Below are 14481 nucleotides of genomic sequence, written 5' to 3'. Positions count from 1 at the left end.
GCGTGGGCCGGGTGGCCCGTCAATCGAAATCAACCTCGGGAAACGAACAGGATGGACAAAACCGTTGGGATTGTCGGGCTCGGCATCATGGGAGGCGCGATCGCGCGCAACCTGATCGATCGGGGCTGGCATGTGGTCGGCTTCGATACCGATCCCGCGCGATGCGCCGAACTCGCGCAAGCCAAGGTTACGATCGCCGCAGATATCGCTGAGCTCACACGCGACGTGCCGATCGTCATGACCAGTCTGCCAAGCCCCGCCGCGGTCGAACAAGTCGCCCAAGCCGTTGCCGGTTCCGGACAGCCGCGGCGGATCGTGGTCGAACTCAGCACGCTCAGCCTCGCCGACAAACTGCGCTGCGAAGCCATTCTCGAGCAGGCCGGTCATATCACGCTGGATTGTCCGCTCAGCGGCACCGGTGCGCAGGCCAGGATGCGCGATCTCGTCGTCTATGCGAGCGGCGACAGTGCGGCGATCGCCGAATGCGCGAGCCTGTTTGCCGATTTCGCCAAGCAAAGCGCGGATCTCGGCAGATTTGGCAACGGCAGCCGGATGAAGTTCATCGCCAACCACCTGGTTGCGATCAACAATGTCGCGACCGCGGAGGCGATGTTGCTGGCGGAGAGCGCCGGACTGGATCCGAAACTGGTGGTCGAAATGGTTGGTCCCGGCGCCGGGGGCTCGCGCATGTTCCAGCTTCGTGCGCCAATGATGGTCGAGCGCGTCTACGAGCCCGCGACCATGAAGATATCGACCTGGAAGAAGGACATGGCGGTTATCGCCGCGTTCGCCGACGACGTCGGTTGCGCAACGCCGCTGTTCGCGCTCACCCAGCCGGTTTATGCGCAGGCAATGGCGATGGGATTGGGTGACCTGGATACGGCGTCGGTCTTTGAAGTGTTGAGGACGACCATCGTCAAGTCTCCCAGGGAGCCTGGTTAGACGCGCCAGAGTGCGCTGCATCAATACCGGCAAGCAATCCCCCGCGATGCTGGAATTTCGGGGCACGCAGCTGTCGCGGCATGGTTATCACTTGATCATTTAGAACATCCGTCGGATAAATCGCTCAACCAACGAGAACAAGGCCGCCAATCCCACGTGGCGATCCCGGGAGGATCTGGATGACGATTTCGCGACGACAATTCGTCGGCCGCCTTGCCGGTGCGGGCATCGCCAGCCTGGCCAATCCCAATCTCGTCTCGGCACAAGGCGATGGGCCGATCCGCGTCGGCCTGCTTGCTGCCAAGACCGGCCCGCTCGCCTCGGGCGGCATCGACATGGAACTGGCGTTGACGATGTTCCTGAAGCAGCGTGACAACACGCTCGCGGGTCGCAAGGTCGAATTGATCGTGGCGGATACGGCCGGCGTTCCGGCAACGGCGCGAACCAAGGCGCAGGAACTCATCGAAAAGGACGACGTCCACTGCATCATCGGGCCGCTCGCGGCTTTTGAAGCACTGGCGATCGCCGATTATCTCACCGAAAAACAGATGCCGACACTCGGCGTCTCGGCGGCCGAGGACATGACGCAGCGGCATCCAAGTCCCTGGTTTGTCAGGCTGACATCGACCTCGGCGCAATGCGCCTATCCGCTGGCTGAATATTCCGTCAAGGAATTGAAATACAGGACGATCGTCACGATTGCCGACGACTTCGCCTACGGCCATGAAATGTGCGCCGGCTTCCAGCGCGTCTTCGAGGACAATGGCGGCAAGATCATTCAGAAGATATTTACCCCGTTGGCGACCCCCGACTACGGCAGCTACATCGCTGAGGTCAAGTCCGCGGATGCGATCTTCCTTGGTACCGCTGGATCAAATGGCTTCCGCTTCCTGCGACAGTTCATCGAATACGGCCTGAAAGACAAGATGGCCGTGATCGGCGGCATGACGGCGCTTGATGAGTCGGTGCTGCGCAACATGGGCGACGAAGCTTTGGGAATCCTGACCACGAGTTGGTATTCGGCTGAACTCGACAACCCGCTCAACAAGGCGTTCGCGCCGGCATTCCGCAAGCAATTCAAATACGATCCGGGCTATTACGCCGCGAGCACCTATGTTTCCGGCGAAGTCCTGGAAGCTGCGCTGAAGGCAACCAGGGGCAACGTCGAGGACAGAGCGGCGCTGATGGCTGCGATCCGCGGCAGCAACGCGGAAACCATTCGTGGCCGCATCAAATTCGACGAATTCGGCAATGTGATCGGGAATGTCTATATCCGCAAGGTGACAAAGAGCGATGGAAGGCTGGTCAATGCGGTGATCAAGACCTACCCCGACGTCACTCAGTTCTGGACCTACGACAAGACCGCATTCCTGAAGAATCCGGTCTATTCGCGCGACTATCCGCCGGCAAAAAACCTGGAGCAGTGATCTTCGTTGCCGGTGCAGCGCATGCCGGTCTCGTGACAGTCAGGAACAAGATCGGCCGGCGATGCAATTCTGGATCATTCAAGGTCTCAACAGCCTGTCGCTTGGCGGATTGCTGTTCCTGCTGGCATCGGGTTTCTCCCTCATCTTTGGCCTGATGCGGTTGGCCAATCTGACGCATGGCGCGTTCTTCATGCTCGGCACCTATTTCGCGGCGACGGCGCTGCGCTCCTTCGAGAAGCTGGATATCTGGGTCACCGCGATCGGCGCCGGCATCCTTGTCGCGGCCATTGGCGGTCTGTTCGAACGGCTGGTGCTGAGGCGACTGAAGACCAATCCGCTTGGCCAGGTGCTGGTCACACTGGGGATGTCCTTCATCATCTCAGACGCGTGCCTGATGCTGTGGGGCGGCGATTCCATTCCGGTGCCGACGCCGCGGAATTTGCAAGCCCCGACGCGGCTGCTTGGTTTCGTGTTTCCGACCTATCGCCTCGTCTTGGTTGGATGCGCCGTCGCGGTCGCTCTTGCGCTCTATTTTCTGCTGGAGCGCACACGGCTGGGCGCCATGATCCGTGCCGGCGTCGACGACGGGCAGATGGCGCGAGCGGTCGGCATTCCCGTGTCGAATTTATTCACCATCGTATTTTGCCTCGGTGCGGGAATTGCCGGCGCAGGCGGGGCGCTGGGCGGCCCGATCCTGTCGGCCTATCCGGGACTGGATGCCGATATGCTTCCGCTGGCGCTGATCGTCGTCATTCTCGGGGGTATCGGCAGCCTGCTCGGAGCTTTCATCGGCAGCTTCATCATCGGCTTCATCTACACGTTCGGCACAGCGCTGTTTCCGGAATTGGCCTACATCATCCTGTTCCTGCCGATGATCTTCGTCATCGCGTTCCGCCCGCAAGGCCTATTCGGGCGCATCGCCGCATGAAGTGGTTTGCTGTAGCGTTGACGGCCGGATTGCTGCTTCTTCCGCCCTTCATCGCGGGCGACTTCTATGTCAACCTGGCCAGCCAGATCCTGATCGCCGCGATTTTCGCGCTCAGCCTCAATCTGCTGGTCGGCTTTGGCGGCATGACCTCGCTGGGTCACGCGTCCTATCTTGGGGTGGCCGCGTACATTTCGGCGCTCCTGACCAGCAAATATGGCTACGGCCATGGCACGTCGGCCATCGTCTCGATCGCGGCAACGACCATGATGGCGGCCTTCTTCGGCGTCATCGCGCTCCGCGCCACGGGACTTGGCTTCCTGATGATCACGCTGGCCTTGTCGCAGGTGCTATGGGGCCTCGCCTACCGCCTGTCCGACATCACGGGCGGCGACAATGGCATTGCAGGCCTGACCCGGCCGACGCCGTTCGGAATCGCGCTCGATAGCCCTGCTTCCTTCTACTGGTTCGTGCTGATCGTGGCGCTGTTCGCTTTTCTGATGATGACGGCATTCGTCTCGTCGGCGTTCGGATCGTCGCTCAAGGGCGTGCGCGACCAGCCGCGCCGGATGGCTGCGCTCGGCTTCAATCCCTGGCTGATCCGATGGATCACATTTATTTATGCCGGCTTCTGGGGCGGTGTGTCCGGCTTGCTCTTCGTCTATTACAGCAAGTATATCCACCCGACGGCGCTTTCGACCCAGAGTTCGGCCGAAGCTCTGCTCGGCGTCATCGCGGGTGGCTCGGGGACCATCGCAGGACCGGTCGTTGGGGCGACACTCGTGCTGCTATTGAAGAATTACGCGTCGGCCTATATCGAGCGATGGAACATGCTGTTGGGTCTGGTGTTCCTGTTCATCGTTCTGGTGATGCCGACCGGCATCGTTCCCGGGGTCAGCAAGCTTTTGGCAGGCTTGCGCGGGAGGCTCAAATGACCGCCGCGACCACCCATGCGCTCGAAGTGGTTGATCTGAAGAAGGCCTTCGGCGGTTTGACGGTCACGCACAACGTGTCCCTGACGGTTCGGGCGGGGGAGCGGCGGTTGATCATCGGTCCCAATGGCGCCGGCAAGACCACGCTGTTCAACCAGATCAGCGGTGATCTCCGGCCGAGTTCCGGCCGCATCAAGCTGTTCGATCGCGACATCACACAACTTCCGCCCTACAAGCGCGCGCATTGCGGACTGTCGCGAACCTACCAGATCATCACCCTCTTCCCCGGCGATACGCTTGAGCACAATGTCACGCTGGGCCTGCTGGGATTACGCCCCGCCCGCTGGCAGATGTGGCGACCGATCGGTTTTTATTCGGATCTCGCGACCGAAGCTCGCCGAACCCTGGACGCCGTCGGGCTCCTGCATTTGGCCGCGCATCCGGTCTCCGATATCGCCTATGGCGAAAAGCGCCGTGTGGAACTGGCGGTGGCGCTCGCGCAAAGGCCACGCGTCCTGCTGCTGGACGAACCCTTGGCCGGGCTCTCGAACACGGAGCGATCCACCGTGAAGGCGCTGATCGCGTCAATTTCCCGCGACACGACCTTGATCATGATCGAACATGACATGGATACCGCGCTTGATCTGGCGGAGACTGTGACGTTGCTCGACTATGGCCGCGTCATCGTCGATGGCGAACGTGATGCGGTGATCGCGGATGAGCGAACCCGCGAGGTGTACCTTGGCGTCTGACGCGCTCAGCCTGTCGAACATCGATGCATTTTATGGCGAGAGCCATATCCTGCATGACGTCGGCTTTTCGCTGTCATCGGGCGACGTATTGGCGCTGTTGGGGCGCAACGGCGCGGGAAAGACGACCTGCATTTCGACCATCATCGGTTTTCTCCGACCGCACCACGGCGAAATTCGTTTGTTTGGCGAGCGGATCGACGGCCTCAGTCCCGAACGGATTTCACATCTCGGGATCGGCCTCGTTCCGCAGGGGCGTCGTGTCTTCCCTTCACTGACGGTTCGCGAGAATCTGGTGGTTGCCCGAAGGCCGAGGGACGCCGGCGCCAAACGATGGAGCATCGAGCGCATCTACGACATGTTTCCCCGTTTGCGAGAGCGCCATGCGCAATTCGCCGGCACGCTGTCCGGAGGCGAGCAGCAGATGCTGGCGATCGGGCGCGCGCTGATGGGAAACCCGACGGTACTCTTGCTGGATGAACCGTCGGAAGGCCTCGCTCCCCTGATCGTCGCGGAAGTCGGCCGCACCATCCGCCGGTTGAAGGAAGAAGGCCAATCCATCATTCTCGTCGAACAAAATCGGCAACTCGCTCTCGACGTCGCCGATTGCGCCGTGGTTCTCAATACCGGGCGCTGCGCATTCGTCGGCAGCGCAAGCGAGCTCCGGAATAACGAGGACCTGATCGCGCAAAATCTCGGCATCTATCATGCGCACCAACCGAAGAACCACTGAACGACGAGGCCCAACATGAAAATCGGCGTATGCGGGACAGGACGAATGGGAACGGCGATCGCACGGCGTTTGATCGCGGTCGGACATGAGGTCGGCGTCTGGAATCGCAATCCGGCCAAGACACAACCTCTCACCGAGGCAGGGGCCACAAGTTTCGCATCTCCCGCGGAACTCGTCGACGGCTGCGAGACCACAATCGTGATGCTGCTGAATGATGCGGCAAGCGAGTCGGTCTACCGCGGGCCGAATGGCATTCTGAAGGCACAACTCGCCGGCAAGCTGATCATCGATATGAGCACGGTCCGCCCGGATACGATGCAGACGATCGGCGCCGCGGCCGCGCAGCAGGGCGCAGCCTTTGTCGAGTCGCCGGTGGCTGGGAGTACGGGCCCAGCGAAGGAAGGGAAATTGTTCGCGATGGTTGGCGGCGAGACCGCGGATGTCGCACGCGCGATGCCCATTCTGGAGCAACTGTGCCGCCGGATCGAACCTATGGGCGCTCTCGGGTCAGGCTCGACAATGAAGCTGGCGGTCAACCTGCCGCTCTTGGTCTATTGGCAGGCGCTCGGCGAATCTCTGACGATCTGCAAGCCGCTCAATCTTCCTGCGGACCGGCTGATCGATATCCTGTCCGACACCGCCGGCACCCCAACCGCGATGAAGGGGCGTGGCGCCATCATTGCCAAAGTTTTGAACGGCCAGCCACCGGGTGAAACTGCGTTCGGCCTTAGCGCGGCACGAAAGGATCTCGCCACCGCGGTGCAATTCGCCGCCTCTCTCCACGCCGAGCTTCCGGTCGCCGCCAGCGCGCTGGCTTGTTTCGAGGAAGCGGAAGCCGCCGGTCTCGCCGAGGCCGACGCCACCGCAATCTCGACCCGCTGGCCGCAACGCAGACCTGCGCCATAATTCAACCGTCCTGACCGTCGCCAATTCAACAACGGATCCACCTCGATGATCGATCGCAAGAACCGCTATGGCCGCACCGCCGCACGTATCCATGACGCCGACGGCCTCGCCAGGCGCCCTGCTTCCCCGACGATCGATATTCACGCGCATATCGTGGTCCCCCAGGCCGCCGCGCTGGCGCAACCGCATGTCGATCTCAGCCGCATTCCGCTGGCGCATTTTGCCGATGAAGCCAGCAAGGAGATCAACGCGCAACAGGAGAAGGACATCCGCGAGGTGATGACCACGATCGACCGTCGTCTTTCCGACCTCGACCGGATGGGCATCGATATCCAGGTCGTGGCTCCAGCGCCGAACCAATGCTACTATTCCGTCGACGCAGAGATCGCGGAGGCGGCGCATCGGCTAGCCAATGATGGCGTGGCGGAATATTGCACCCGCCAGCCTGATCGCTTCGCAGGCCTCGGCGTCGTCACGCTGCAGGAGCCCGAGCTTGCCGTGCGCGAGCTCGACTACATCATGGGCACGCTCAAGCTCAAGGGCGTCGAGATTCTGACCAATGTCGACGGCCAGGAGCTGTCCGACGCAAAGTTTCGTCCTTTTTTCGCAAAGGCGGAACAGCTCGGTGCTTTCATCATGATGCACCCCAACGGATTTACCCATGGCGAACGGTTGACCCACTATTATTTCAACAATGTGCTGGGAAACCCGCTGGATACGACGCTCGCGCTCCACAATCTGATCTTCTCGGGAACGCTGGCGCGGTTTCCCGAGCTGAAATTGATGGCCGTGCATGGCGGCGGCTATCTTCCCGGCTATTCCGGTCGCATCGACCACGCCTGGGGCGCGCGCCGGGATTCGCATGCCGACTTGCCGCTACCGCCGACGACCTATCTGCGGCAGGTCTATCTCGACACCGTGGTGTTCAGCTATCACCAGCTGGCCTATCTGATCGACCTGTTCGGTCCCGACCGTATCCTGATGGGAACCGATTATCCGTTCGACATGGCCGAATATAATCCAATCGGACATGTCGCAGGCGTCGACGGAATGGATGAAGTGACACTGGCGCAGATTGCCGGCGGCAACGCGGCGCGGTTGCTTGGCCTCGAGCTGTGAGATGATCGTCAATGCGGCGCGGCAGCCGCCTTATAGCCCGGCTGCTCGAGCGGATGAGAGGTCGCAAAGGCCGGCAACGCAAAGCATTGCTCGGCAAGACGCGCAACGGTCGGAAACGCATCCAGTCCGAGTTTGACATATTGTGCGCCGACCACGTGACCGGCAATGCAGATATCGGCCAGGCCAGGCTCTCCACCGAGAGCAAACGGCGCGGGCGCGCGACCGGCGAGAACCCGCTCGTAGGTCGCGAGCCCCTCGTTCGTCCAGTGCTTCCCCCAATCCTCGATCGCCTGCGCGTCGGCGCCAAAGGTCTTCGCCAGATGATTGCGGACCCTCGGCACCAGCAGGGGATGGGCGTCCGCGACCGTCATCAGCGCCAGCGAGCGCGCATAGGCCCGCTCACGTGGCTCACGCGGTAGAAGCCGTGGCTCGGGCTGGATGTCGTCGAGATATTCGATGATCGCCAGCGACTGAAACAGCGTATGGCCGGCGTGGATGAACGTCGGCACCACCCGCTCGGCATTGACGGCCGCATAGTCGGGCTCGAACTGTTCGCCGGTCAGGATGTCGATCGGGATCTCCTCGAACGCCAGGCCCTTGAGCTTGAGCGCCACCCTGACCCGAAACGACGCGATCGACCGCCAGAATCCATAGATTTGAATAGCCATCGCAAGACCCATAGCTGGGCGGACTGCCCGCCCTTTCAGCCCTATTGTGCGGTTGCCGACGGAAAAAGATAGACCTGCTCCAGGTCACCTTGGCGTGGGCGTCGAGCGCGCCGGCCCTCCATCACGCGCGCTCCCGTTCCTTGCCGGCGACTTTCTCGAGCGCAAGCAACACCGCGTCACCCATCTCCGCCGTCGACAGCTTCGTGGCGCCGGGTTCGGCGATATCCATGGTCCGCGCGCCGGCGGCCAGCGCCGCGGCCACGGCCGCCTCGAGCAGGTTCGCGTCTTCGGCGCGGTTCAGCGTCAGGCGCAGCATCATGGCGACACTGAGAATGGATCCGAGCGGGTTCGCGATACCCTTGTCCGCTATATCGGGGGCACTGCCATGGACCGGCTCGTAGAGCGCCTTGCGCCGGCCAAAGCGATCGACCGGACCGAGCGATGCCGACGGCAGCATCCCCAGCGAGCCCGAGGCCATCGCCGCGCAATCGGAAAGGATGTCGCCGAAGATGTTGCCGGTCACCATCACGTCGAACTGCCGCGGCTCCCGCACGATCTGCATGGCGGCATTGTCGACATAGAGATGGGTCAGTTCGATATCGGAAAATTCCTGCGTGTGGAGTGCAATCACCTCCTCACGCCACAACACGCTGGTCTCCAGCACATTGGCCTTGTCGACCGAGCAGACCTTGCCCCTTCGGGTCCGCGCCAATTCGAATGCGGCCCGCGCCGCACGGCGCACCTGATTGGTGGTGTATTGCTCGGTGTTGAAGCCGCGCCGCTGCCCGTCGGGCAGGGTTTCGATGCCGCGCGGCTCACCGAAATAGATTCCGCTGGTGAGCTCGCGGATGATCACAAAATCGACGCCCTTGAGCACTTCGGCCTTGAGCGGTGCCGCGCCGGCCAGTGCCGGATGGGCCACAATCGGACGGAGATTGGCGTAGAGATCGTATTTGCTGCGCAGCGACAGCAGGCTTCCGGCCTTGCGTGCGGCTGGCGGAACCTGCTTCGTCTCCGGACCGCCGGTTGCTCCCCAAAGAATGGCGTCAGCCTCGTCCATCGCCTCGACGGTATCTTCCGGCAGCACCTTGCCGGTCTCGAGATACGGAATGACGCCGTATTGGGCTTCGCGCAGCGTCATCGGGACGCCGCGTTTGGCGGCAAACCAGTCGAGGATTCGACGCGACTGCGCCGTCACCTCAGGCCCGATGCCCTCGCCGCCGACAACGGCAACCTTCACCATGTTGGACGTATTGTTCATGCCGGCCGCCTCGCAAAATGGATCCAGGGTCGCTCCGCGCGGTCCGCGGCCTGAAAGTTGCGGATTTCATTGTCGCGCTGCAACGTCAGCGCCACCTCCCCAAGACCTTGCAGCAGACCCGCGCGCCGCCGTGGATCGATTTCGAAATGATGCTGCTTTCCAGATGGCGATGAGATTGTCTGCGCTTCGAGGTCGACACTGACCCGTCCCGCTCCCTGTGTCGCCTCGATCTCCGCAGCCAGCCCATCGACGATGTCCTCGTCGACGACAATGGGAAGAATCCCGTTCTGGAAACAGTTGGCGAAGAAGATATCGCCGAACCCGGAGCCGATGATGGCGCGTATGCCCATCTCCTGCAGCGACCACACCGCTCCCTCCCGGGAGGACCCGCAGCCGAAGTTCGGCCCGGTCACGAGGATTTCCGCCTGCCGGTACGGATCGCGGTTCAGGATGAAAGCGGGGTTCTCCGCGCCATCGGGCAGATAACGCAGGGACCCGAACGCCCATCTGCCGAGCGTGCCGCGAATGTTGTTTCCGACCAGGCGTTCGATCCGGATGATGACATCGGTGTCGATATTGCTGCGCATGATCGGTGCGGCAATCGCCGTCAGCTTGTTGAACGGTTCCGGCATGATTTAGCGCCCCAGAGTTCGCACGTCGGCGATGGCGCCGACGATCGCTGCGGCCGCTGCACTGGCCGGGCTCGCCAGATGGGTGCGCGCCCGCGGCCCCTGGCGGCCGACGAAATTGCGGTTCGACGTCGAGACCGAGCGCTGGCCGGGCGGCACCGTCTCGCCATTGGCGGCAAGGCACATCGAACAGCCCGGCTCACGCCATTCGAAGCCGGCATCCGTGAACAGCCTGTCGAGCCCTTCAGCCACGGCCTCGCGCTTGACCGTCTCCGAGCCTGGCACCACCCAGGCCCGCACCCCGGCGGCGACCTTGCGGCCTCGAGCGACCTCGGCGGCCGCGCGCAAATCGCTCAAACGGCTATTGGTGCATGAGCCGATGAAAACCCAATCCACCGGGGTGCCGGCAATCGGCGCCCCCGGCTGCAGCCCCATGTAATCGAGCGCGGTTTCGACCGCGGCACGACGCGCCGGATGGTCAACCGCCTGTGGGTCGGGAACGCGACCATCGACGCCGATGACATGCTCGGGGCTGATGCCCCAGGTCACTTGCGGGATGATTTTTGCGACGTCGATGACGACTTCCCTGTCGAACACCGCGTCCGCGTCGCTGGGAAGCCTGCGCCACGCCTCGACGGCCAGCCCCCATGTGTCGCCATGCGGCGCGTAGCGCCGCCCGCGCAGATATTCGTAAGTCTTCTCGTCCGGCGCGACCATGCCCATCTTGGCGCCGAGCTCGATCGAGAGATTGCAGATGGTCAGCCGGCCCTCGATCGGCATGTCGCGGATGGCGCTGCCGGCATATTCGACCGCATAGCCGGTACCACCGGCCGCCCCGATCTGGCCGATCAATGCGAGGATCAGATCCTTGGCGACCACGCCAAGCGGCATCTTGCCTTCAAAGCTGACACGCATGGTTTTGGGCCGGCGCTGGATCAGCGCCTGTGTCGCCAACACATGCGTGAGTTCGCTCGAGCCGATCCCGAACGCCAGCGCCCCGAGACCGCCATGGGTGCAGGTATGGCTGTCACCACAGACGATCACGCACCCCGGAAGGCTCAAGCCGAGCTCGGGTCCGATGACGTGGACGATGCCTTGGCCGGGCTGGTCGATATCGAACATCTGAATGCCGCTGGCCGACGTTTCGGCCCTGAGCGATACCAATAGCTCCTGCCCGATCTTGATCGTTCCGGCGCGCCCGCGCGCCGTCGAAATGGCGTGGTCTGGCGTCGCAAACGTCAATTCCGGATTGTGGACCTTGAGGCCGCGACTTTTGAGGTCCAGTAACCCCCGCGACCCGCCCAGATCATGCAGCAAATGACGATCGATGTGGAGGAGATCGGTGTCTTCGCTGAGCCGTGCGACGACATGCTGGTTCCAGATCTTGGCCAATAGCGTACGGCCCGGCATCTGCAGAATCCTCCCTCGAGTTTCCCAGGCCGGCGATCACGGCCTCGATAACCGCCGTTTTGCACGGTCGATCTTCAGGGTTTCGAATTGCCGGCATCAAAGCATGTCCAGCCGCCGTCCGGCTAGGGGCTGAAGCCCGCAAGACCGATGCCTTGGCAGCATATCAGCTTCGCGTCGGCTCATCCGTCCGACCATGGATCAGGCCATGAGGGTGCTCAATGAGGATTTTACGCCTTCCCAAAGGCGCCTGATTGCGCAAGCGCCGCAAGACGATGTTCGTCATAGCCGAGCGTTTTCCGGAGAATGTCTCTGGTATGTTCGCCCAACAGGGGCGCCGCCGTCGGATCGACGCTCGGTGTCAACCCCATCGTCAGCGGAGTCTCGATGTTCGGGATCAATCCGGCCGTCGGGTGCGGGATTTGGCTGAGCCGATGCCGTTCACGCGCCTCCGGAGCATTAAAACCCTGCTCGACGGTGCGTAGATAGCCAACCGGTATATTGGCCTTTTTCATCTTCGCCATCCAGGTTTCCAACTGATCGCCGGCAAAGATGCTGGCGATGATTGCGCGCAATTTCTCCCTGTTGGCTGTCCGGGCTTTCCGCGTTGCAAACTCCGGATCGGTGATCAGATCAGGCCGCTCGAGCACTTCGGTGACCAGACGGCGATACAACCGGTCATTCGCGCAAGCCATATAGAGCGGCCCATCGGATGCCTCATAGACGCCGACCGTCGGCGAGCCGTTCGGCGAATTACCGAAGCGGCCCGGATTTGCGCCACTGATCAGATAGGCCATGCCGTAAAAGCCGGTCATTGCCATCGCGATGTCGAATAGCGCCACCTCGACGTGCTGCCCCTTTCCAAGCCGATCGCGCGCGATCAGCGCCAGCAGGATGGCATTGCAGGCCGACATCCCCGTCGCCATGTCGACGATGGGAGGTCCGGTGCGAACCGGCGGTCCATCGGGAAAGCCGTTCAGCGACATGAACCCGCTTTCGGCCTGCGTGATCGGATCGAATCCCGGTCGTAACGCAAACGGACCCTTGCGGCCATAAGCCGAGATCGAGCAATAAACCAGGCGAGGATTCGCCGGCGCGATCGACGTATAGTCGAGGCCGAACTTCGTCATCACGCCGCCGGAAAAATTCTCCACCACCACATCGGCTCGCGACATCAGGGCTCGAGCGACGTCGCGCGCCTCAGGCACGGCAAGATCAAGCGCAATTCCCCGCTTGTTGCGGTTCAGACTGAGATACGCCGCGCTTTCCCCGCCGATTTCGGCATGTTCGTACGCCCGCGTGTCGTCACCACCATCCGGATTTTCAATCTTGATGACCTCGGCGCCGAAATCCGCCAGCGTTTGCGTGCAGGCCGGACCCGCGACGACGCGGGTAAAATCCACCACCAGCAGACCGTCGAGGGCGGTCGGCGCGTCCTTCGCGCGTGGCGGGCGGTCTGGCAATGGCAGTCTCGTCGTCATGATCGGGCGTTCCCTTGTTTTATCTTGGATTATTGGCGAAGCCGGCGCTTCACCGCGACCTTAGGGTTTATGTCCTCAGGACGACAAGGCCGCCGCGTGCGGCAGCTCTCTGCTTGGCGGGAATGCCCCCGGTACATTCCGGTGTGCGGAATCCGTCCTCGGGAAGTCCAGAAGGGAAAAGGCCGCCGGCATTGGCCTCCGGGAGAGCCGAAGCCCTCGAGGACAAGAGCCAAGACGCTGGCCCGGATTTCGCAGAACGTCCGGCGGCTCGCGGCCTTGAGCGCGTCAAATCGGTCATTCCGGCTCACTGTGGAGTTCGCTGCGGTCGGAGCGGCCGCCAACTGCCGGACCAACTGAAGATGCCCCCTTCTGCCAAAGCGACCTCCGGATGGCGAGACGAGCTTGCTGTCTTGCCGTCGGTCAAAACTTTGCTTCAATCCCGACATTGACTCGATGCCGTGGTAAATCAGTATCGTTCCGAAATAGCCGGGCTGCGTGCGGTTGCCGTTATCAGCGTCGTCCTCTTTCACTTAAAGGTCGATGGTTTTGCAGGCGGCTTTGTCGGGGTCGATGTTTTCTTTGTCATATCGGGCTACCTGATTACTCGAAATATCCTGATCGATCTCAACACTGACCGCTTCTCCTTCGCGCAATTCTATGTGCGCCGGACCCGCCGCATTTTTCCGGCTTTGATATTTACCGTGGCGCTGACTTATGTCGTCGGCGCATTGTGGTGTTCACCGCTGATGTTCCTGGACGTCGCGAAGGAAGGCACGCATGCTCTCTTATGGATCTCCAACATCCAATATTGGAGGGAGTCACATCAGTATTTCGCCGCCAATTCCGACGAGCTGGCGCTCCTGCACTGCTGGTCATTGTCGCTCGAGGAGCAGTTCTACCTGATCTGGCCGGTCCTCATTGTGCTGGCCCGGAGATTCGGCCGAACATTTGAAATCGTCGCTTTCGCGACGCTTGTTTCATTGCTTGCTTCGATGATCGAAAGCCGGTTTGATCCCACGGCAGTATTTTTCTTGACGCCGTTTCGAATCTACGAATTTGGATTTGGCGCGCTCATTATGCCCCTTGAGGAGCGATTTCGTCCGAGCCGCGCGGCAGCGGAAGGGCTATCGGGAATTGGCCTCGCCTGCATCGCGGCAAGCTTGATGCTGCTCAGATCGGATACGCCGAATCCTGCAGTCTCGACATTGCTCCCTTGTTTCGGGGCAGCGACGACCATCTGGGCGGGCGACAAGACCAAGATGTCCAGACTCATCACCAATGTGCCGATGGCTGGGGTGGGAG

At 61.8% G+C, this 14481-nt stretch carries 14 protein-coding genes; 9 read left to right on the top strand and 5 right to left on the bottom strand.

Annotation, left to right across the window (positions count from 1 at the left end):
• The 8 genes from WCB02_RS42570 to WCB02_RS42535 form a co-directional block, all read left to right on the top strand.
• The coding region (locus WCB02_RS42570; RefSeq protein WP_423969182.1) for an NAD(P)-dependent oxidoreductase at window positions 1-942 on the top strand (942 nt) is incomplete at its 5' end.
• Between the two features lie 179 nt (window positions 943-1121).
• Complete coding sequence (locus WCB02_RS42565; protein WP_423969180.1) at window positions 1122-2369, top strand: ABC transporter substrate-binding protein; 1248 nt, start codon at window positions 1122-1124, stop codon at window positions 2367-2369.
• 61 nt (window positions 2370-2430) lie between these two features.
• Window positions 2431-3297 carry a branched-chain amino acid ABC transporter permease gene (locus WCB02_RS42560; RefSeq protein WP_423969177.1) on the top strand — a complete coding sequence of 289 codons (867 nt, stop codon included), beginning with the start codon at window positions 2431-2433 and terminating at the stop codon, window positions 3295-3297.
• Window positions 3294-4229: a branched-chain amino acid ABC transporter permease gene (locus tag WCB02_RS42555; protein ID WP_423969175.1), complete on the top strand. Its 936-nt coding sequence runs from the start codon at window positions 3294-3296 to the stop codon at window positions 4227-4229. The genes WCB02_RS42560 and WCB02_RS42555 overlap by 4 nt, the downstream gene beginning before the upstream one ends.
• Complete coding sequence (locus WCB02_RS42550) at window positions 4226-4978, top strand: ABC transporter ATP-binding protein (RefSeq protein WP_423969173.1); 753 nt, start codon at window positions 4226-4228, stop codon at window positions 4976-4978. The genes WCB02_RS42555 and WCB02_RS42550 overlap by 4 nt, the downstream gene beginning before the upstream one ends.
• On the top strand, window positions 4968-5708 hold the full coding sequence (locus WCB02_RS42545; protein WP_423969171.1) for an ABC transporter ATP-binding protein: 741 nt from the start codon (window positions 4968-4970) through the stop codon (window positions 5706-5708). Before WCB02_RS42550 ends, WCB02_RS42545 begins: the two co-directional genes overlap by 11 nt.
• Window positions 5709-5723: 15 nt before the next feature.
• Window positions 5724-6614 carry an NAD(P)-dependent oxidoreductase gene (locus WCB02_RS42540; RefSeq protein ID WP_423969169.1) on the top strand — a complete coding sequence of 297 codons (891 nt, stop codon included), beginning with the start codon at window positions 5724-5726 and terminating at the stop codon, window positions 6612-6614.
• Window positions 6615-6659: 45 nt separating this feature from the next.
• Entirely contained in the window at window positions 6660-7733 is a 1074-nt protein-coding gene (locus tag WCB02_RS42535) for an amidohydrolase family protein (protein WP_423969167.1), read from the top strand.
• An 8-nt stretch (window positions 7734-7741) separates the two neighbouring features.
• Here WCB02_RS42535 and maiA read toward each other — a convergent pair whose 3' ends face one another.
• The 5 genes from maiA to WCB02_RS42510 all read right to left on the bottom strand — a co-directional run bounded on the left by maiA (window position 7742) and on the right by WCB02_RS42510 (window position 13179).
• Window positions 7742-8401, bottom strand: coding sequence for a maleylacetoacetate isomerase (maiA, locus tag WCB02_RS42530; protein WP_423969164.1), 660 nt, complete (start codon window positions 8399-8401; stop codon window positions 7742-7744).
• 121 nt (window positions 8402-8522) lie between these two features.
• Entirely contained in the window at window positions 8523-9662 is a 1140-nt protein-coding gene (gene leuB, locus WCB02_RS42525; protein WP_423969161.1) for a 3-isopropylmalate dehydrogenase, read from the bottom strand.
• Window positions 9659-10294: a 3-isopropylmalate dehydratase small subunit gene (leuD, locus tag WCB02_RS42520; RefSeq protein ID WP_423969159.1), complete on the bottom strand. Its 636-nt coding sequence runs from the start codon at window positions 10292-10294 to the stop codon at window positions 9659-9661. Before leuD ends, leuB begins: the two co-directional genes overlap by 4 nt.
• Before the next feature lie 3 nt (window positions 10295-10297).
• A complete protein-coding gene (gene leuC, locus WCB02_RS42515) occupies window positions 10298-11701 on the bottom strand; it encodes a 3-isopropylmalate dehydratase large subunit (RefSeq protein ID WP_423969157.1) in 1404 nt (467 codons plus the stop codon).
• 227 nt (window positions 11702-11928) lie between these two features.
• Window positions 11929-13179, bottom strand: coding sequence for a CaiB/BaiF CoA transferase family protein (locus WCB02_RS42510; RefSeq protein WP_423969155.1), 1251 nt, complete (start codon window positions 13177-13179; stop codon window positions 11929-11931).
• 458 nt (window positions 13180-13637) lie between these two features.
• Between WCB02_RS42510 and WCB02_RS42505 the strand changes: the two genes are divergently transcribed.
• Window positions 13638-14481: acyltransferase family protein (locus WCB02_RS42505; RefSeq protein ID WP_423969152.1), on the top strand; the 844-nt coding region annotated here is incomplete at its 3' end.

Source organism: Bradyrhizobium sp. (assembly GCF_049581145.1).
In the GTDB taxonomy this organism is placed as follows: Bacteria; Pseudomonadota; Alphaproteobacteria; order Rhizobiales; family Xanthobacteraceae; genus Bradyrhizobium.
This window is presented reverse-complemented; position numbering and strand designations above follow the sequence as displayed.

Excerpts from the sequence above, each read along its gene's own strand:
- WCB02_RS42565 (WP_423969180.1), top strand. The coding sequence starts at position 1,122 with ATGACGATTTCGCGACGACAATTCGTCGGCCGCCTTGCCGGTGCGGGC.
- WCB02_RS42560 (WP_423969177.1), top strand. The coding sequence starts at position 2,431 with ATGCAATTCTGGATCATTCAAGGTCTCAACAGCCTGTCGCTTGGCGGA.
- WCB02_RS42555 (WP_423969175.1), top strand. The coding sequence starts at position 3,294 with ATGAAGTGGTTTGCTGTAGCGTTGACGGCCGGATTGCTGCTTCTTCCG.
- WCB02_RS42550 (WP_423969173.1), top strand. The coding sequence starts at position 4,226 with ATGACCGCCGCGACCACCCATGCGCTCGAAGTGGTTGATCTGAAGAAG.
- WCB02_RS42540 (WP_423969169.1), top strand. The coding sequence starts at position 5,724 with ATGAAAATCGGCGTATGCGGGACAGGACGAATGGGAACGGCGATCGCA.
- WCB02_RS42535 (WP_423969167.1), top strand. The coding sequence starts at position 6,660 with ATGATCGATCGCAAGAACCGCTATGGCCGCACCGCCGCACGTATCCAT.
- maiA (WP_423969164.1), bottom strand. The coding sequence starts at position 8,401 with ATGGCTATTCAAATCTATGGATTCTGGCGGTCGATCGCGTCGTTTCGG.
- leuB (WP_423969161.1), bottom strand. The coding sequence starts at position 9,662 with ATGAACAATACGTCCAACATGGTGAAGGTTGCCGTTGTCGGCGGCGAG.
- leuD (WP_423969159.1), bottom strand. The coding sequence starts at position 10,294 with ATGCCGGAACCGTTCAACAAGCTGACGGCGATTGCCGCACCGATCATG.
- leuC (WP_423969157.1), bottom strand. The coding sequence starts at position 11,701 with ATGCCGGGCCGTACGCTATTGGCCAAGATCTGGAACCAGCATGTCGTC.
- WCB02_RS42510 (WP_423969155.1), bottom strand. The coding sequence starts at position 13,179 with ATGACGACGAGACTGCCATTGCCAGACCGCCCGCCACGCGCGAAGGAC.